Here is a 17,382-nt window from a genome sequence, read left to right on the forward strand (position 1 = left end):
GCACCGGGCATGACAGGGGTCGGCCGGACGGAGTCGTACGGGAACCGTCACGATCCGTGTCCGGCCGGTCCCGTCAAGCGAATCCGGATGCCATGGGGACGCGGTCCACGGGGAAGTCGACCATGAGCTGCCGCCGCCCGCGGATGTTGAGCTTCCGGTACACCCGGGTGAGGTGCTGCTCGACCGTGCTCACCGTGATGTACAGCTCGGCCGCGATCTCGCGGTTGGTGGACCCCTGCGCCGCGAGGGCCGCGACCCGCAGCTCCGAATCGCTGAGCTTGGCGAGCGGGCCGGCCTCGCTGTCGTCCACCTGCGAGCGCTCGTGCGCCTTCAGCCGGCCCGGCCGGATGGCCTCGCACAGGGCGTCGGCCCCGCACTCCTTGGCCATCTGCCAGGCCCGGTCGGTGACCGCACCGGCCCGGCTGAAGTCGCCCTGGGCCCGGTGCGCCCGGCCGAGGTCGGCCAGGGCGCGGGCCAGTTCGAGCCGGTCGCCGGACCGCTCCAGCTCCGCCACCGCCAGGGCCAGCGTCCGGGGGCGCAGCGCGGGCTCGCTGAGGCCGGCGTGCAGCCGCAGCGCGGTGCCCCGGATGCGGGAGCTGCCGGTCTCCTTGAGCTGACTCCTGATCAGGCGCTCGGCCGGCTCCCGCTCGCCGATGCGCAGCCACGCCTCCGCCGCGTCCAGGTTCCAGGGCAGCAGCACGGGCTGGTCGATGTTCCACTGCTTGGCCAGCCGCTCCGCCATGAGGAACTCGCCGAGCGCGGCGTGCGCCCGGCCCGTCGCCAGGTAGTAGTGGCCCCGGGCCCGCAGGTACTTCAGTCCGTAGGTGCTGCGGAACACGCTGTCGCGGACCGGGCGGCTGAGCTGGCGGCCCGCCGCGTTCAGCCGTCCCATGGCGGTGTAGGCGAGGATCTGGGTGGCGATCGCGCCCGCGGCGAAGACGTTGCCGACCTCCTCCGCGATCCCCTCCAGGGAGTCGGAGGCGTGCTCCACCGCCTTGTGCAGGTCGCCCTGCCACAGCGAGATCTCGCTGCGGATCATGGCGAGTATGGTCCGCCAGCCGGGCGTCTGCCAGCCCTGGGCCTCGGCGGTCAGCAGCTGCCACCAGGTCTCGATCTCGGCGGAGCCGCGGTTGCCCCGGGCCAGGGCGGACAGCGCCGTCACCGCGGGCTCGAACGTCGCCTCGGTGAGCGCCAGGAGCTGCAGCGAGCCCTCGGCCACCAGGGCGACCGGCTCGTTGCGGACCGGGCGGGCCGGGGTGGGGCCGGGCAGCGTCACGGCCGGCGCGGCGGAGCTGTACACGGGCGTCGTCAGCGTCGAACCGAGCAGCGCGGTGTCGAGCGTCCCGGGCGCGTGCGCGCCGCCGGGACCGTCCTGGTCCGCGCCGCCGAAGCGGTCGAGGGTCTGCCGTGCCTCCTCGACCCGGCCCAGCGCGAAGAGCAGCCGGGCCAGCGGGGCCGCGCAGGACTCGGGCAGCCGGTCGCTGCCCAGCAGGGTCAGCGGCTCCACCAGGTGCGTCTCGACCGCCGAGGGGTCCAGGCGCAGTAGGACGGCCGCGAGTCTGAGCCGGATCTCGGTGCGCTGCGCCGGCCCGGTGCAGGCTTCGCAGGCGAGTTCCAGGTACCGCACCGCCAGCGGCACGTCGCCGGCCAGCACCTGCTCGGCCGCGGAGCGCAGCGCGTCGACGGCCCATGGCTGGAACGGGACGGTGGTGGCGGCGGCCAGCAGGTGTTCGGCCACCTTCGGGTTGCCGGCGCCGGCGCGGTGCAGCACCTCGGCCGCCCGCCGGTGCAGGGTGGCGCGGGACTGCGGCGCCATCTCGTCGAGCAGCGTCGTCTGCACCAGCGGGTGGCGCAGGGTGCAGCGGTCCATCAGCCCGACCGCGTTCAGTGCCTGGAGGCCGCGGGTCACGGTGCCGCGGCTGACGTCCAGCATGAGGCTGAGCAGGTCGGGCAGGGCCGCGCGGCCGAGCACCGACAGACCCGTCACCAGTTCCTCGGCGATCGGGCCGGAGCGCCGCAGGATGCTGCGCACCGTGGAGATGAAGGCCTCGCCGACCAGGGGCTCGCCGGTGGTGGGGGCGTGTCCCTGGGCGGCGGCGGTGTGGTGGTCCTCCAGCAGGGCCCGGAGCAGGAGCGGGTTGCCGCCGCTGACGGCGTGCCAGGACGGCGCTCGGCGGTGCGCCTCGGCCGCGCCGAAGGTCCTGCCGAGCGCCTCGGCCACGTCCTCCGGGCGCAACGGGGGCAGGATGAGCCGGAGCCGGTTCGGGTGCTGGAGGAGGAGGGTGCGCAAGGTCGGGTCGCCACAGCGTTCGTGGACGGCCGACTCGGCGAGGACCAGCAGCATCGGGGCGCCGTGCAGGGAGCGGGTGGCGGCCAGCAGGTGGCGCAGCGTCGGCGCGTCGACGTGCTGGACGTCGTCGACCAGGACCACCACCGGCGCGTGGGAGGCGAGGTTGTGCAGGGCCAGGCAGAAGCCCTGCTGGCCGGGCGGCGTTTCGGCCGCCGCGGCGGTGTCGGGGGCGGTGGAGGCCGCGCCGGCGGGGTTGCGTACGCCCAGGGCCGCCCGCAGCGGCGCCTGCGCCGGGGCCGGCAGGGCCGGGTCGTGGAGCAGCTGGCGCAGGGCGGCCAGCGGAACGTCGCGCTCCCCGGGGTTCCCGACGATACGGAGAACGGCGGCCCGAGTGTGCGCCAACTGTCGTGCGAATTCCGTTAAGATTGCTGTCTTTCCAAATCCAGCTGGCCCTTGGAGAACGACGACACCTGCATTGCGGGAGAGGCACCGGGAGAATTCATCCGCCAGCTTGGTGAGTTGCTCGCCTCTGCCCGTCAGCATCCCCAACACTCCGATCGTGGTCAGCTCGCCGCCAGCCGGTCCCCGTATCGCCGGCGACAGTTGGGGGGATGCTACCCGAGCGATAGGGGTGGCGATCAATAGATCGACCTCCTTGGCTTTCTTCGTACACGGGAACCGGGCGTTCGGGAGCTGACGGTGAGTCGCATCGCGCTCGCCGGCGCAGCGGCTTCGCGGGAGGTAGGGGGGCCGTGGGCTGGGGTTAGGGGTGTACATGATCACCTCTGCCGGGATAAACTACTGTCGGTGACATATTTTCAGCCAGTTTTGCGGGGTGATCGCCGGGGCGACTGCCGCCCCCGCGCTGTTCGCCGCGGCGGCCGATGAACGACCGTCGATGAACGGCCGCCGACGGCCGGGTATCGGCGATCTGCACGTCGGCTATCCGGAAAGCCGGGCGATTGTTGAAGATTTGCCTCCGGAATCCGGCCCCGACCGGTTGCCGGCGGTCCGCGGCGTCGGCGAGATCTTTGCGGACGCGGAGTGGGCGCCGGGCGTTCTGCGCTCGCGCTTCGCCGCCGTTCGCCGCGGTTCGCCGCCGTGATCCGGGCGTCGGGAAAGCGCGCGTTGTGGACCGTGCGGGACGACCCGGTCCGGGGCCGCGGCGAGCGGCGCCACCGTCGGCCGGTCGGGATGTGCCGCCCCCCGGACGCCCACGAGAGCCCGTACGCGGTCCGGCCGCCGGGCCCGGACGGCCCGGTCACCGTCCCGCGCCGGATCCTGCCGGCGCCCGCGGGCGCCGCGGCGAAGGTGCCCGCGACAGGAGTTAGGGGAGGTGAGGCGGCCTGGTAGGGGGGGCTTGCCTCCTACGATGGCCGCCGGTGCGCCCCCGCGATCCGGTCGGCGAATCGTTCAGCGAATCGTTCGGCGACCCCTTCGACGAATCGTTCAGCGCGGACCCGACCGCCCTCACCGCCTCCCATCTGTTGCAGTAGCCAGCCGCCTTGAGGTGAATGACGTGGAATCCATCCTGAGCGCCGTCGTGTCCGGCGAAGCCACCCGGCAGGACTTCGCCGCCCTGCCGCTTCCCGAGTCGTACCGGGCCGTGACGGTCCGCAAGCAGGACGCCGAGATGTTCGACGGCATGGCGAGCCGGGACAAGGACCCGCGCAAGTCCCTCCACGTCGAGCAGGTGCCGGTCCCCGAACTCGGCCCCGGCGAGGCCCTGGTCGCGGTCATGGCCAGCTCGGTGAACTACAACTCCGTCTGGAGCGCGATCTTCGAGCCGCTGCCCACCTTCGGCTTCCTGGAGCGCTACGGGAGGCACTCCCCCCTGGGCAAGCGCCACGACCTGCCCTACCACGTCATCGGCAGCGACCTGGCCGGCGTGGTGCTGCGCACCGGCGCCGGGGTCAACGCCTGGCACCCCGGGGACGAGGTGGTCGCGCACTGCCTGTCCGTCGAGCTGGAGTCCGCCGACGGCCACGACGACACCATGCTCGACCCCGCGCAGCGGATCTGGGGCTTCGAGACCAACTTCGGCGGCCTCGCCCAGCTGGCCCTGGTGAAGTCCAACCAGCTGATGCCCAAGCCCGCCCACCTGACCTGGGAGGAGGCCGCCGCCTCCGGCCTGGTCAACTCCACCGCCTACCGCCAGCTGGTCTCGCGCAACGGCGCGGGCATGAAGCAGGGCGACAACGTGCTGATCTGGGGCGCCAGCGGCGGCCTCGGCTCCTACGCCACCCAACTCGCCCTCGCCGGCGGCGCCAACCCCGTGTGCGTGGTGTCCAGCCCGCAGAAGGCCGAGATCTGCCGGGCGATGGGCGCCGAGGCGATCATCGACCGCTCCGCCGAGGGCTACCGGTTCTGGAAGGACGAGCAGACCCAGGACCCGCGCGAGTGGAAGCGGCTCGGCGGGCGGATCCGCGAGCTGACCGGCGGCGAGGACGTCGACATCGTCTTCGAGCACCCCGGCCGGGAGACCTTCGGCGCGAGCGTCTTCGTCACCCGCAAGGGCGGCACCATCGTCACCTGTGCCTCCACCTCCGGCTACACCCACCAGTACGACAATCGCTACCTGTGGATGTCGCTCAAGCGGATCGTCGGCTCGCACTTCGCCAACTACCGCGAGGCCTGGGAGGCCAACCGCCTGGTGGCCAAGGGAAAGATCCACCCGACCGTCTCCAAGGTGTACCCGCTGGAGCAGACCGGCCAGGCCGCCTTCGACGTCCACCGCAACCTCCACCAGGGCAAGGTCGGCGTGCTCTGCCTCGCCCCGGAGGAGGGCCTGGGCGTGCGCGACCACGAGCTGCGCGCCAAGCACGCCGACGCGATCAACCGGTTCCGCACGGCCGGGACGCCCGCCGGCTGACCGGCCCCGCCCCCGGGCTGATCGGGCGTCAGGGAGGAGGTGGCCGGCGACCGTGCCCGGGCGACGGCGTGTCCGGAGCGGCCGCCCGGGGGCCTTATGCTGCTGCGCATGCTGAGCGAGACACGCCCGGTCGGTTCGGGGGCGGCCATCTTGTCGGACCAGGAGTTCGTTCGGGCGCAGACCCGGATCGGCCCGGTGCCGTTCGTGCCCGAGGTGCGGCTGCACATGGCCGAGGACGCCATCGAGCTGTGGGAGACCACCGAGTCCGCGCGAGGCGAGGAGGGGATGCCGCCGCCGTTCTGGGCGTTCGCCTGGGCCGGCGGCGTCGGCGTCGCCCGGTACGTGCTGGACCACCCGGAGCTGGTCGCCGGACGGACCGTGCTGGACCTCGCGGCCGGCTCCGGCCTGGTCGGCATCGCGGCGGCCCTGCGCGGCGCCCGCTCGGTGCGGGCCGCCGAGATCGACGCGTACGCCGTCGCCGCCATCGAGGTCAACGCGGCCGCCAACGGCGTCGAGGTGGCCGCCGCCGTCGAGGACCTGCTGGACGGCGACGGCGCCCCGGCGGAGGTCGTGCTCGCCGGGGACGTCTTCTACGAGCGCACGATGGCCGCTCGCTTCCTGCCCTTCCTGCAACGCGCCCGGGCCCGCGGCGCGGTGGTGATCGTCGGCGACCCGGGCCGCGCCTACCTGCCGCGCGAGCGGTTCACGGCGCTGGCGGCGTACGACGTCCCGGTGATCGCGGACCTGGAGGACGCGGCGCTGAAGACGACGACGGTGTGGGAGCTGGCCGAGAGTATTTGACCCGAGGGTCAAATACTCTCTACGGTTGGCCGCATGGGCAGGCCGAAGAGCTTCGAACCGGACGTGGTCGTCGCGCGGGCGATGGAGGTGTTCTGGACCAAGGGCTACGCCGACACCTCGCCCGCCGACCTCGCCGAGGCGACCGGAGTGGCCAAGGGCAGCCTGTACCACTCCTTCGGCTCCAAGCGGGAGTTGTTCGGCAAGGCGCTGGACCTCTACGGCCGGACCGGCACGGCCTCGGCCGAGGAGTTCCTCGCCCGGCCGGGCACCGCCAAGGAGCGCATCCGCGCGCACGTCGTGCTGCTCGTGGACGCGGACCTGGACGGGCCGGTCCGGCGCGGATGCCTGGCCCAGAACACGGTCGAGGAGCTCGGCGGGCGGGACGAGGAGGCCGCCCGCGCGGTGCACCGCATCGAGGAGCGGATGATCGAGCTGTTCGCCGCCCGCATCGAGCAGGGGCAGCGGGCCGGCGACGTCGACCCGGGCGTCGACGCCCGGGCGCAGGCGCTGCTGCTCCAGGCGACCGTCTCGGGGCTCCGGGTGATGGCCAAGACCTTCGACCGCCCGGTCCTCCTCCGGATCATCGACACGGCCCTCGCGGGCCTCTGACGCGCGCCGCCCCGGGCGGCGGCCTTTTTGCGCCCTGATTTTTGACCTTCAGTTCAAAAACATGTCAGCCAAGAATGGGGAGACCATGGACCTCGGCATCAGTGGGAAGACCGCGCTGGTCACCGGAGCGAGTCGCGGCATCGGCCTCGCGATCGCCCGGGCCCTGGCCGCGGAGGGCGTCCGGGTGGTGGGCGCCGCCCGCACCGTCACGCCCGAGCTGGAGGAGGCCGCCGCGGCCGCGGTGCCGGTCGACCTGAGCACCCGCGAGGGCGCGCGCTCGGTCGTCGACCGGGCGTGCGCGGCGGTCGGCGGGATCGACTTCCTGGTCAACAACGTCGGCGCGGGCGACCCGGACGTGATGTCCGTCGGCGGGTTCCTGGACACCGACGACGAGCAGTGGCGGGGGATCTTCGACCTCAACCTGTTCAGCGCGATGTGGACCACCAAGGCGGCCCTGCCGGGCATCCTGGAACGCCGGGGCGCGATCGTGAACATCTCCTCGATCAACGCCCGGATGCCCGCCGGCGCGCCGGTCGGCTACGCGGAGGCCAAGGCCGCGCTGAACCTGTTCGGGAAGCGGCTCAGCGAGGAACTGGCGCCGCACGGCGTCCGGGTGAACACCGTCTCCCCGGGCCCCACGACCAGCCCGCAGTGGACCGACCCGCACCGCCTCGGCGGCAAGGTCGCCGCCGCCTTCGGCGTGGAGCACGCCGACCTGCTCGCCGGCCTGCCCGGGAAGTTCGGCATCGCCTCGGGCCGCCTCACCGACCCGGCGGAGGTGGCGGCGCTGGTCGCCTTCCTCCTGTCCGACCGCGCCGCCAACGTCCACGGCGCCGACTACGTCATCGACGGCGGCACCCTCAAAACCGCCTGACGGACGATGCCCCGGACCCCGACCGGCGTGTCCGGCGGGTGGGGGAGGGGGTGGGCGGGAGGCTGGGTGCTCCGGAGCGGGCGGGTGGTCGGGAGGTCGTGTGGGCGGTCGGGGTGGTGCGGCGGTCGGGGGCAGTGACGCCGGTGTCCTGAGTACGGCGCTGGGGGTGGTGCTCGCGTTCTCGCTGGCGTCGGGTTCGTGGGAGTGGTTCTCCACGTATCTCGGGGTGACGCTGCTGACCGTCGTACTGGCCTTCGGGCGCGTTCCGGTGCGGACGGCCGCCGGCTACGCGTGGAACCTGGCGGCGTACTCGCTGGTGGTCGGCCTGTGCGTGGCGCTGGCGCTGGCGCCCGCGATGCAGCGGTGGGACTGGCTGTTCCCGATGGAAGGGAGCAGGACGGGGTGTGTCCTGGCGGGGCGGTACGAGGGCCTGCACGCGCAGGCCGCGCTGGGGAACCTGGCGGGGCAGGACGCGGAGGCGCTGGCGTTCGCGCAGGAGCAGCAGAGCCGGGTGGCGGTGAACGACTGCCTGGCGGCGACGACCACGCGGTGGCTCCCGGCGTACGCGCTGGGCGTGGCGCTGGTGGTGAGCGGGGGCGCGTGGGCGTGGGGGAGGGCGCGGAGGTCGGAGTGAGCTCCTGGTGCGCCGCCGGATGGGCGTGAACGGCTGGCGGTGGTTGCGGGGTCGTGGTGCGCTGGAGCCCGTATGCGAACCGTTCGCAACCCCGGAAGTGAGCCACACCGCCATGACCGTTTCGACCGGCCCGATCGAGCCCGCCGAGCTGCTCGCCCGGATTCCCGACTTCGAGCAGGCCCTCGCGATCTACCGCCGCGACCTCGCTTCGGACAACCTCATCGACCTGTCCGTCGCGGAGAACGTCCTCGTCTACGAGGACTCGATGCAGAAGATGGTGTTCGACGACACCCGTCTGCTGCCGGAGAAGTACATCCACTACGTCAGTCCGTACGGTGACCTGAAGCTGCGCGAGAAGGTCGCGGTGCTGCTGACCAAGGCCTTCGAGGCACCGGTCGCGCCGGGCGACCTGTTCGGCACGGGCGGCGTCGGCTCGGCGCTGGAGTGTCTCGCGTTCGCGCTCCAGGGGCCGTTGCTGCCGGGGGAGGCCGGCCCGCCGCCGTTGAAGGAGGGGGACGCGGTCCTGCTGCCGGCGCCGTACTGGCAGGGGTTCAACTGGTCGTTCGAGCAGCGGCCGAAGCTGAAGTGCGTCCCGGTGCCGCTGTCCACCGAGGGGCCGGACCGGTTCAAGCTCACGCTGGACGCGATCAAGCAGGCGTACTTCAAGCACAACCGGCTGTTCGGCGAGTTCCCCCGGCTGCTGGCGCTGACCAATCCGCACAACCCGCTGGGCGTCAACTACGGTCAGCCCTTGCTGGACGAGATCTACGCGTGGGTGCTCGGCGAGACCGACATGCACATCATCTCCGATGAGATCTACTGCCATTCGCAGGTCGACGGTGCGCGGGTCCCGTTCACGAGCGCGCTGGCGCTCGACGCGTACGACCGGGCGCCGGAGCGGATCCACGTGGTGTGGGGGTTCGCGAAGGACTTCGGCCTCTCGGGGTTCCGGACGGGCTTCGTGGTGTCGAAGTCCGGGCCGGTGCAGCGGGCGATGCTGGGGACGAAGGGCATCGAGGAGAAGAAGCACCCGATGTCGTGGTTCACCCCGGTCGACTCGCTGAAGCACTTCGTGCTCCGCGCGATCCTGGACACGACGGTGAACGGGGGCGGCGCGGAGCTGTACACCGACTTCGCGATGCGGCGGTACCGGGAGTTGCTGAGCGAGAGCTTCGAGAAGGTCCGGGACCGGCTGGTCGCCCGGAACATCGAGTTCGTCCATACGGAGGGCGATAACCCGGCCCAGTTCTTCTGGGTGGACCTGACGGCGTACCTGGGCAAGCGCCCGCCCGAGGGCGCCGCCGCTGTGACGCCGCTGCCGTTCACCCTGGACACCGACGTGAACGACGACGAGCTGTGGCTCTTCAACTACCTGGCCGGCCCGGCCGCCGAGGTCGCCCTGCTGCCGGGCGAGACGATGCACAGCCCCGCCCCCGGATACTTCCGCCTGTGCTTCACCGCCTACCAGCCCGAGGTCGTCTGCACGGCGATCGACCGCGTGGCGGACGCGTTGAGCAAGCTGGTGATCCTCGGATAGAGGGTGGAGGAACGGCCGGCCCCGGGGGACTCGCCCTCCGGGGCCGATCGCCGCGTGGAACAGTGGTGCGCAGGAAGTCGGCCCGTCCGACTTCCTGCGCCATAACCGCTTGACCAGTGCCGGACGATGGGAGCGTGATCGACAAGGAACGCGCCATCGGGCTGGTCGAGTCCTACCTGGCGGGCGACCGGCCGGCGGAGCAGTGGCACGGGCCGGTACCGGAACTGGCCGTCCACGCGGTGGAGGAGTACGAGGTCGGGTGGCTCGTGTTCTGGGGCCCGGCGGCGGCCGCCCGTGCCGGGGACGGGAACGGGGACGGGAACGGGAACGGGGACGGGATCGGCAGGCCCGTCGGCGGGAACAGCCACGTGCTCGTGGACCGGCACGACGGGAGCCTGCACTACGTCCCGGACGCCTGGTGGCAGGCCGAGGAGTGGGAGGACCACTACCTGCTCCAGACCAAGGGCGCCCGACGCCCCGATCCGCTCGCCGCCGAGGTCCGCGAACTGCTGCGCTCCGCCGGGACCGTGGCCGCGATGCGCCACCTGCGCCGGAAGGCCCCGGGGCTGGGCCTTCCCGAGGCCAAGGCCTACCTCGCCTCCGTACGGGACGGCGCCGAACCGCCCGAGGAACTGGCCGCCCTCACCCGCAAGGAGCGGACCCGACCGCTCTGGCCCGTCGAGACGCTGGCCGGTCCCGTCGACGGGTGCGGACCGCCGAGGTAGCGTGCCCGTATGGATCATGACGAGCAGTTACCGCACGCCTCGTCCTTCGGGGCCGCCGCCGTCGCCTACGCAGAGCACCGGCCGGACTACGCGCGGGCCGCGGTGCGGTGGGCGCTCGAAGCGGCGCCGGGCCCGCGGGTGCTCGACCTGGGCGCCGGGACCGGCAAGCTGACCGCCACGCTGGTGGCGCTCGGCGCCGAGGTCGTCGCCGTCGAGCCCGACCCGGCGATGCTGGCCGAGTTGCAGCGTTCGCTGCCCGCCGTGCGCGCCCTGTCGGGCAGCGCGGAGCGGATCCCGTTGGAGGACGCCTCCGTCGACGCCGTGGTCGCGGGCAACGCGATGCACTGGTTCGACCTGGCCGTCGCGGGACCCGAGATCGCCCGCGTCCTCGCCCCCGGCGGCGTCCTGGCCGGCCTGTGGAACCTCCTGGACGACGAGGTCGACTGGGTCGCCGGACTCGCCCGGGTCGGCGGGACCGAGGCCGTCGGCGTGCGCGACACCCCCGCCGGCTGGGGCGCCGAGACGGCGGACATGCACCTCCCGAAGAACGGTGACGCCCCCCGGTTCGGCTCGCCGGAGCAGTCCGCCTTCCCGCACGGGCAGCGCCGCACCGCCGACTCCCTCGTCGAGACCCTCGCGACGCGCGCCGGGATGCTCCTGATGCCGGAACAGGAGCGCGCGACCAGACGCAGCGAGATCCGTGCCTTCCTCGCCGGCCGCCCCGAGCTCGCCGACGGCGAGTTCACCCTCCCCATGCTGACCGGCGTGCTGCGCACCCGGCGGCTCTGACCCCACCCTCGCCGACGGGGCGGAAGGCGGTCCGCCGGCTTCCAGCAGCAGCCCCCACCGGCGCAGGAAGTCGGCCGGGCCGACCTTCCACTCCCCGCAGGGCCTACTCGACCGCGCATTCCAGGACCCGGCCGTCGGACGTGCCGACGAGCAGGCGGCCGGGTGCGGTGAGGGTGAGCGCCGTCGGGACGGCGGGGACGCCGGCGACGGTGAGGCGGTGGCGGCGGCGGAGGGTGCCGTCGTGGAGGTCGAGGGTCACGAGGTCGCCGTTGCGGTAGGCGAGATACACGGTGTCGCCGTCGAGGTCGAGGTCGAGGTCGGTCGCGACGTGGTCGGTGCGGAAGACCCAGCGCGGCGCGCCGTCGGCCGCCGCGCGGCGTACGACGAAGGAGCCGCCCGGCTGCAGCCCGTGGCCGTGGTGGACGGTGCCGGCGTGCACCAGGTCGCCGTCGTCGGTCTCGGCCCCCGGGCCGGGGAAGTGGATCTCCCCGGGCTCCCAGGAGAGCGGGAACAGGGGCTGGACGCCGTCCCCCTCGGGGGAGCGCACCGAGAGCCGGGGCTGCTCCGGCCCCCGGTGCTTGCGCGGGACCTCGTTGACGTAGTCCCGGCTGCCGTACCGGATCTGCAGGCGGTCGTGCCGGTCGACGTCCCCCGTGGTCCGGTACCGGAGCAGCAGTCCGTCGGCGAGGGGGGTGCGGCCGGGCCGCTCCGGGTCGTCCTCGTCCTGGTCGAGGGTGGCCAGCACCGCGCCGTTCGGCAGCTCCTCCACGGCGAGGACGTGCCGCCGCGGCTCCCGGTCGGGGCTGAGCGCGCTGAGCACGCGGCGGGCCTCGTCCCGCCCGTCGGGGCGCGGGGCGGGCACCCGGGGGCCCGCCAGGTCGGCGCCGGTCACCGAACCGGGGGCGACGGAGCGCCAGTCGGCTCGGCGCACCACGGCGAGGTGGCCCTCGACGTGGGCCTTCCGGTCCTTCCAGTCGTCGGGCGGCGCCATCAGCACGCGCAGCGCCTGCTCGTCGAGCCAGGTCAGCCCGAGGACCTCGCGGCCGAAGGGGGGCTCGATGAGGGAGGTGGTGGCGCCGGTCTCCCAGTCGAGCAGGAGCAGCTCGCCCTCGAAGAGGTAGCCGCCGTCGTACGCCCCGGTGCCGACGGCGAGCAGCGGCGCCGTGGGGTGGAAGGCCAGCGCGTGGACCGGGAAGCGGGCACGGAGCACCGCCCGGCAGCGGAGGTCCCCGGCCCCGTACACGCCGACCGTCGCCGCCCCGGCGAACCCGGGCTCGCCGGCGACGGCCAGCAGGCCGCGCCCCCCGTCGGACTCGGTGAGGACGGGGTGGCCGGCTTCGGCGAACGGCCGGGTGCCGAGGACGCGGCGGACGGGGAACGGGGAGGTCACGCCCCGGATTCTCCCAGCCGGCCGCGCCGGGCCTCCGCCCGGGCCTCGCCGAACTCCTGGGCGGCCATGACCTCGTCGCCGTGCTCGAAGGCCCAGGCGCCGACGGCGTCGATGGGGGCGAGGAAGCTTCGGCCCAGCGCGGTGAGCCGGTACTCGACGCGGGGCGGGGCGCCGGGCAGGGCCCGGCGGTCGACCAGGCCGTTGAACTGGAGGCGGCGCAGGGTCTCGGTGAGGACCTTGGAGCTGATGCCGCCGATCCGTTCGCGCAGCTCGACCGGGCGCCGCGGACCGTCCCGCAGGGCCCAGAGGACCACGGCGTTCCAGGTGTTGGCGAGCAGGTCGAAGGCGAGGCGGGCGCGGCAGTCGGCGAGGAACGCGTCGGTGGTCACGTACCAGATGGTGCCCGACGGATTCCCTAGCGTCGGTGCGGACGGTTCCGAACGACGGTTCCGAACGGCGAACGGAGAGCTGCGTGATGAGGATCGGTGTGCTGGGCACGGGCAACATGGCGGACGCGCTCGCCACCCACTGGGCGCGGGCCGGGTACGAGGTGGTGGTCGGCGGGCGGGACGCCGCCCGGGCCGAGCGGCTCGCGCGGCGGATCGGGGGCGCCGCGGAGCCCGCCGGGCTGCGCGCGGCGGCGGCGTTCGGCGAGGTGGTGCTGGCCGCGCTGCCGTTCGGGGCGGGGGAGGAGGTGGTGCGGGACCTGCGGGCGGAGCTGGACGGCACGGTACTGGTCGACTGCTCCAACCCCGTCGGCCCCGGCTTCCGGCTGCTGACGGACGGCGGACCCTCGGCGGCGCGCCGGCTCGCCGCGGCCGCCCCCGGGGCCGAGGTGGTCAAGGCGTTCAACCTCTGCCACGAGGACGTGTGGCGGATGCGGCCGCCGGTGTTCGACGGCAGGCCGCTGGCCGTCCCGGTCTGCGGGGACGACCCGGCGGCCCTGGCCCGGGTGCGCGAACTGGTGCGGGACGCGGGCTGCCGGCCGGTCGCCGGCGGCGGACTGGACCGGGCGGGCCTGCTGGAGGCGACCGCGGCGCTGTTCATCGGTCTCTGGGTCGGCGAGGGCGCGGACGCGCAGGCGATCGCCCCGCCGCTGGCGTACGCGGCGGGGGAGCCGCCCGTACCCGGGGCTGTTCCCGGGGCCGTTCCCGGAGCTGTTCCCGGTGCCGCTACCGGGGCTGCGGACGGACCGTGAGGATCTGCTCGGCCTGGCCGACCGGGCCGTCCACGTCGTGCAGGACGGTGCTGGTGAGCCCCTGGCCGGTCGGGCCGAAGGTGGCGGTGGTGTCCAGGCCGGTCCAGGGGCCGCGCGGCGCGCGGTGGAGGTGGATCGTCAGGTCGACGTTGGGGAACATCCACTCGGTCGGGTCCTGCTGCGGGGCGATGCCGTTGGCGGTGTCCACCAGCGCGACGAAGGAGGCGAGCGGGCTGCTCGGCTCGCCCGCGACGAGGTCGACGTGCGAGGTCAGCCAGGCCGTCGTGCGGCCCCGGCGGACGGGCGGCACGCGACGCACCTCGATGGAGGAGATGTAACCGCCCTCCCACGCCTCGTCCATGGCCCAGACGGGGAGCGACGCGGGCGCGGGCAGCGGCTCGCGCGGGCTGTCGGCGACGGCCGAGGTGTCCAGGGTGGCCAGCAGCCAGGCGCGGGCCCGGACGACGGCGCGGCCGCCGATCGCCACGGTCGCTTCGAGGAGTTCGATGGTGCGGCCCGGGCGGACCGTCTCCACGGTGATCTCGCACTCGTCGAGCGCGATCCGGCCGAGGATGTCGTAGCTGATCCGCGCGAGCGCCAGGCCCCCGGGGCGCCCGGCGAGGTACTGGTCGACGGCGTGCACGACCAGGCCGGCCAGTGGGCTGAAGTGCTGCTCGTCGGCGCTCCACGCACCACCCGCGTGCGCGGTGGGCTTGAACGTGCGCTCACCCGTCCGCTGGTAGTAGCTCTCACGCGCGATGGTGCTGGTGGTCACGGGTGCCGTCTCCTCGCCCGGGGCAGGTGCATCGTTCCCGAATCGTAGGCGCGAAGCGCGGCGGCGGTCGCCGTGATCTGTCACACAGTGGGTCAAACCGGAGACGGGCGCGACACCGGGCGCGACACCGGCCGCGCCGTGGCCCTCCCGGTGGCGGCCCCGCCCCCCGCGCGGGGCCGACACCGAGTGAGGGGCACGCGTCCAGGATGCGCCGCGACGGCGGCGGGCGCTTGTACGAAAGCGAACCCCGCGGCGGCCGCGGTGGTGAATCATGGGTGTCGACGGGGAGGATCGCGGATGGCGGGAGGGCCCGTGGCTTCGAAGGCCGGCACGACGGTGGACGAGCAGCAGGACCAGGGTGAGAACGTCGAGCGGCGGCCGCCGGACTGGATGCGCGGGGACGTCGTCCGGTGCCGGGGATTCCGGACGGCCGGCGCCCAGCCTCCGAGAGTCACCCTGCCCAGCCTGGCGGTCACCCTGGTGGTGGGCTGGGGCGAACCGCTGTCCATCCGGCAGGGGCTGGGCAGCGCGGGGACCCGCCACGCGATGCTCGCGGGCCTGCAGACGGCCCCGGTGGTGGCGGGCTACCGGGGGTCGGGGCAGGCCGTGGAGGTCGAGTTCACGGCCATGGGGGCGTTCCGCCTGTTCGGCCTGCCGCTCCACCGGCTCGCCAACTCGGCCACGCACCCGGACGAGGCCCTGGGCCCGGGCTGGACGGCGCGGCTGACCGAGCAACTGGCGGAGGCCCGGGACTGGACCGACCGCTGGGCCGCCGTCGACGCCGCCCTGCGACCGCGGTTCGAGGCCGCCGCGCCGCTCTCCGGCCTCGCCGTCGAGGCCTGGCACCGGCTGCGCGAGACCTACGGCGGCATGACCGCCCGTGAACTCGCCGACGCGACGGGCCGCGGCGAGCGCCGTCTCCAGCACGTGTTCCGGGACCACGTCGGCCTGCCGCCGCAGACGCTCTCCAGGGTCCTCCGTTTCCAGCACGCGATGAACCTGGCCCGGCCCGGACACCTCTCCCTCGCGGAGGTGGCGGCGATGAGCGGCTACCACGACCAGGCCCACATGAACCGTGACTTCCGCGCCCTGTCCGGCCGTACGCCGGGCGAACTGCGCGGCATGGCCCGTCAGGTGACGGTCCGCGAGTCCCCGTCCGGGGCGCGCGAGGCGGGCTGCTTCAGCGACTTCTTCGAACGCGAGGCGGAGGACTGGTAGTCGTCGCACGGGGGGCCGGCCGGTCCGGCCCCCCCTGACGGCGGCCCGGCCCGGCCCGGTTCAGCCCGGTTCAGTCAGGGAGGGCGACGGCGGGGCGGGGCGGGGTGAAGCCCTTGGCGAGGAGGCGGACGGCGAGCGTGACCTCCCAGGCGAAGACGGGCAGGGCGGCCAGCGAGCCGGCCGTCGACACCTGCGGGTAGACGCCGAACAGCACCGCCACGCCCGAGGCCAGGATCAGCGTCCCGCCGACCAGTCCGAGGACGGCGACGGGGCGCGGCACCAGCCGGGAGCGGTGCATCAGGGACGCGAGCGCGAGCGAGTTCGCGCCGAGGACGAGATTCGGGCCGAGCAGGAACGTCCGGTCGTGGACGGCGACCAGGGCGCGGGCGGCGGTGGCGGCCTCGGCCCCGGCGTCCCGGCGCAGGGTGACGACGGCCAGCAGGCTGACGATGCCGACCGCGATCACCGCCGCCTCCAGCAGCCGCCCGCAGACGTAGCCGAGCGCGACCGCCTCCTGGTGCCGCCGCAGCACCGGGTACAGCGCCACCCCCGTGCCGACCACCGCCAGCACCAGCACCACCTCGCACAGCGCCCCCGCCGCCACCCGCCCGTCCGCGCCGCCACCGGCCGCGTACGCGGCGCCGTCGAGTACCGGCCGGTAGAGCAACATCCCGGCCACCGCCGCGACTTCGGTCAGCAGGAACAGTGCGCCCGTGACCACGGCCGTCCGTCTGTCCATCCGGATCATCCCCTCTCCACCCCCTGAAGGTGTACGGCGTACACCTCGGCTTACGGTAGGCGTACGCCGTACACTCGTCAAGCCGACGACCACCAGGGAGGGCCGACGATGACCGAGGGCGAGGGAACCCGCCGCACCCGCATCCCGCTGAACCGCGAGCGCGTGCTGCGCGCCGCCGTGGCGCTCGCCGACGGCGAGGGCGGGAGCGGGGCCGACGCGCTGAGCATGCGCAAACTCGCCCAGGAACTGGGCGTGGTGCCGATGGCCCTCTACAAGCACGTCGCCAACAAGGAGGAGCTGCTCACCGGCATGGTCGACGCCGTCGTCGGCGAGATCGACCCGCCCGCCCCCGGCGCGCGGTGGAAGGAGGCCGTGCGCGACCGCGTCCTCTCCGCCCGCCGGGCGCTGCGCCGCCACCCCTGGGCGCCGCGCGTGATCGAGACCCTGCCCGCCCCGACGCCCGCGATGCTCGCCCATCTGGACGCGGTGATCGGCCTGTTCCGCTCCGGCGGCCTCTCCGCCGACCTCACCCACCACGCGATGCACGCCCTCGGCGGCCGCGTCCTGGGCTTCACCCAGGAGCTGTTCACCACCTCCCCGTCCTCACCCCCGGACGCCGGTGCGGCCGCCCAACTCGCCGCCCGCTACCCGCACATCGCGGAGATCGCCGCCACCGCCGCCCACCCGGAGGACGGCCCGGCCCCCGGCGGCGGCTGCGACGACCGGTTCGAGTTCGAGTTCGCCCTCGACGTGCTGCTCGACGGCATCGAACGCCTCCACCGGGCCAGCTGGACATCGGCCGCGGGGAACCGTCTATAGTGCTGCCACGGCCGTGGCGACGGCCGCGGCTGTGCGTTGTGGCCCGTGCCCACGATGCCTGTGACGGCCGGAAGTTGAGTCATCGCGATCACCCCTCGGTCCACCGTGCTCG

At 73.9% G+C, this 17,382-nt stretch carries 17 protein-coding genes; 12 read left to right on the forward strand and 5 right to left on the reverse strand.

The window, feature by feature from the left end:
- Positions 1–73: 73 nt before the first annotated feature.
- On the reverse strand, positions 74–3,067 hold the full coding sequence (locus ACFC0B_RS00945; RefSeq protein ID WP_376082320.1) for an AAA family ATPase: 2,994 nt from the start codon (positions 3,065–3,067) through the stop codon (positions 74–76).
- Positions 3,068–3,125: 58 nt separating this feature from the next.
- On the opposite strand from ACFC0B_RS00945, the gene ACFC0B_RS00950 reads away from it, so the two are divergent.
- The 9 genes from ACFC0B_RS00950 to ACFC0B_RS00990 all read left to right on the forward strand — a co-directional run bounded on the left by ACFC0B_RS00950 (position 3,126) and on the right by ACFC0B_RS00990 (position 11,131).
- Positions 3,126–3,395, forward strand: coding sequence for a hypothetical protein (locus tag ACFC0B_RS00950; RefSeq protein WP_376080301.1), 270 nt, complete (start codon positions 3,126–3,128; stop codon positions 3,393–3,395).
- Between the two features lie 414 nt (positions 3,396–3,809).
- The gene (ccrA, locus tag ACFC0B_RS00955; protein ID WP_376080303.1) at positions 3,810–5,162 is read left to right on the forward strand and encodes a crotonyl-CoA carboxylase/reductase; all 1,353 of its coding nucleotides are present in this window, start codon (positions 3,810–3,812) and stop codon (positions 5,160–5,162) included.
- Positions 5,163–5,270: 108 nt separating this feature from the next.
- A complete protein-coding gene (locus ACFC0B_RS00960) occupies positions 5,271–5,963 on the forward strand; it encodes a methyltransferase (protein WP_376080306.1) in 693 nt (230 codons plus the stop codon).
- 33 nt (positions 5,964–5,996) lie between these two features.
- The gene (locus ACFC0B_RS00965; protein ID WP_376080308.1) at positions 5,997–6,572 is read left to right on the forward strand and encodes a TetR/AcrR family transcriptional regulator; all 576 of its coding nucleotides are present in this window, start codon (positions 5,997–5,999) and stop codon (positions 6,570–6,572) included.
- An 85-nt stretch (positions 6,573–6,657) separates the two neighbouring features.
- On the forward strand, positions 6,658–7,446 hold the full coding sequence (locus tag ACFC0B_RS00970) for an SDR family oxidoreductase (RefSeq protein ID WP_376082322.1): 789 nt from the start codon (positions 6,658–6,660) through the stop codon (positions 7,444–7,446).
- A gap of 166 nt (positions 7,447–7,612) precedes the next feature.
- Positions 7,613–8,080 (forward strand): hypothetical protein, encoded by a 468-nt coding sequence (locus ACFC0B_RS00975; RefSeq protein WP_376080311.1) that lies wholly within the window; start codon positions 7,613–7,615, stop codon positions 8,078–8,080.
- 112 nt (positions 8,081–8,192) lie between these two features.
- Complete coding sequence (locus ACFC0B_RS00980) at positions 8,193–9,617, forward strand: aminotransferase class I/II-fold pyridoxal phosphate-dependent enzyme (protein ID WP_376080314.1); 1,425 nt, start codon at positions 8,193–8,195, stop codon at positions 9,615–9,617.
- Between the two features lie 134 nt (positions 9,618–9,751).
- Positions 9,752–10,342: a hypothetical protein gene (locus tag ACFC0B_RS00985; protein ID WP_376080317.1), complete on the forward strand. Its 591-nt coding sequence runs from the start codon at positions 9,752–9,754 to the stop codon at positions 10,340–10,342.
- A gap of 9 nt (positions 10,343–10,351) precedes the next feature.
- A complete protein-coding gene (locus tag ACFC0B_RS00990) occupies positions 10,352–11,131 on the forward strand; it encodes a class I SAM-dependent methyltransferase (protein WP_376080320.1) in 780 nt (259 codons plus the stop codon).
- A gap of 103 nt (positions 11,132–11,234) precedes the next feature.
- Here the strand turns inward: ACFC0B_RS00990 and ACFC0B_RS00995 are convergent, their stop codons facing one another.
- Both ACFC0B_RS00995 and ACFC0B_RS01000 read right to left on the reverse strand, forming a co-directional pair.
- Positions 11,235–12,521: a hypothetical protein gene (locus tag ACFC0B_RS00995; protein WP_376080322.1), complete on the reverse strand. Its 1,287-nt coding sequence runs from the start codon at positions 12,519–12,521 to the stop codon at positions 11,235–11,237.
- Complete coding sequence (locus tag ACFC0B_RS01000; RefSeq protein WP_376080325.1) at positions 12,518–12,910, reverse strand: winged helix-turn-helix transcriptional regulator; 393 nt, start codon at positions 12,908–12,910, stop codon at positions 12,518–12,520. Before ACFC0B_RS01000 ends, ACFC0B_RS00995 begins: the two co-directional genes overlap by 4 nt.
- 86 nt (positions 12,911–12,996) lie before the next feature.
- Here ACFC0B_RS01000 and ACFC0B_RS01005 point away from each other — a divergent pair, with 86 nt between their 5' ends.
- The gene (locus ACFC0B_RS01005; RefSeq protein WP_376082325.1) at positions 12,997–13,719 is read left to right on the forward strand and encodes an NADPH-dependent F420 reductase; all 723 of its coding nucleotides are present in this window, start codon (positions 12,997–12,999) and stop codon (positions 13,717–13,719) included.
- Here the strand turns inward: ACFC0B_RS01005 and ACFC0B_RS01010 are convergent.
- Entirely contained in the window at positions 13,694–14,494 is an 801-nt protein-coding gene (locus tag ACFC0B_RS01010) for a thioesterase family protein (protein ID WP_376080328.1), read from the reverse strand. The two genes, ACFC0B_RS01005 and ACFC0B_RS01010, sit on opposite strands and share 26 nt — an antisense overlap.
- 312 nt (positions 14,495–14,806) lie before the next feature.
- Between ACFC0B_RS01010 and ACFC0B_RS01015 the strand changes: the two genes are divergently transcribed.
- On the forward strand, positions 14,807–15,712 hold the full coding sequence (locus ACFC0B_RS01015; RefSeq protein WP_376080331.1) for a helix-turn-helix domain-containing protein: 906 nt from the start codon (positions 14,807–14,809) through the stop codon (positions 15,710–15,712).
- A 70-nt stretch (positions 15,713–15,782) separates the two neighbouring features.
- On the opposite strand, the gene ACFC0B_RS01020 is transcribed toward ACFC0B_RS01015, so the two are convergent.
- The gene (locus tag ACFC0B_RS01020) at positions 15,783–16,451 is read right to left on the reverse strand and encodes a DUF4386 domain-containing protein (RefSeq protein ID WP_376080334.1); all 669 of its coding nucleotides are present in this window, start codon (positions 16,449–16,451) and stop codon (positions 15,783–15,785) included.
- A 108-nt stretch (positions 16,452–16,559) separates the two neighbouring features.
- Here ACFC0B_RS01020 and ACFC0B_RS01025 point away from each other — a divergent pair, with 108 nt between their 5' ends.
- Positions 16,560–17,270: a TetR/AcrR family transcriptional regulator gene (locus ACFC0B_RS01025; protein ID WP_376080336.1), complete on the forward strand. Its 711-nt coding sequence runs from the start codon at positions 16,560–16,562 to the stop codon at positions 17,268–17,270.
- Positions 17,271–17,382: the final 112 nt, after the last annotated feature.

The sequence above is a fragment of the Kitasatospora sp. NPDC056184 genome, assembly GCF_042268405.1.
In the GTDB taxonomy this organism is placed as follows: Bacteria; Actinomycetota; Actinomycetes; order Streptomycetales; family Streptomycetaceae; genus Kitasatospora.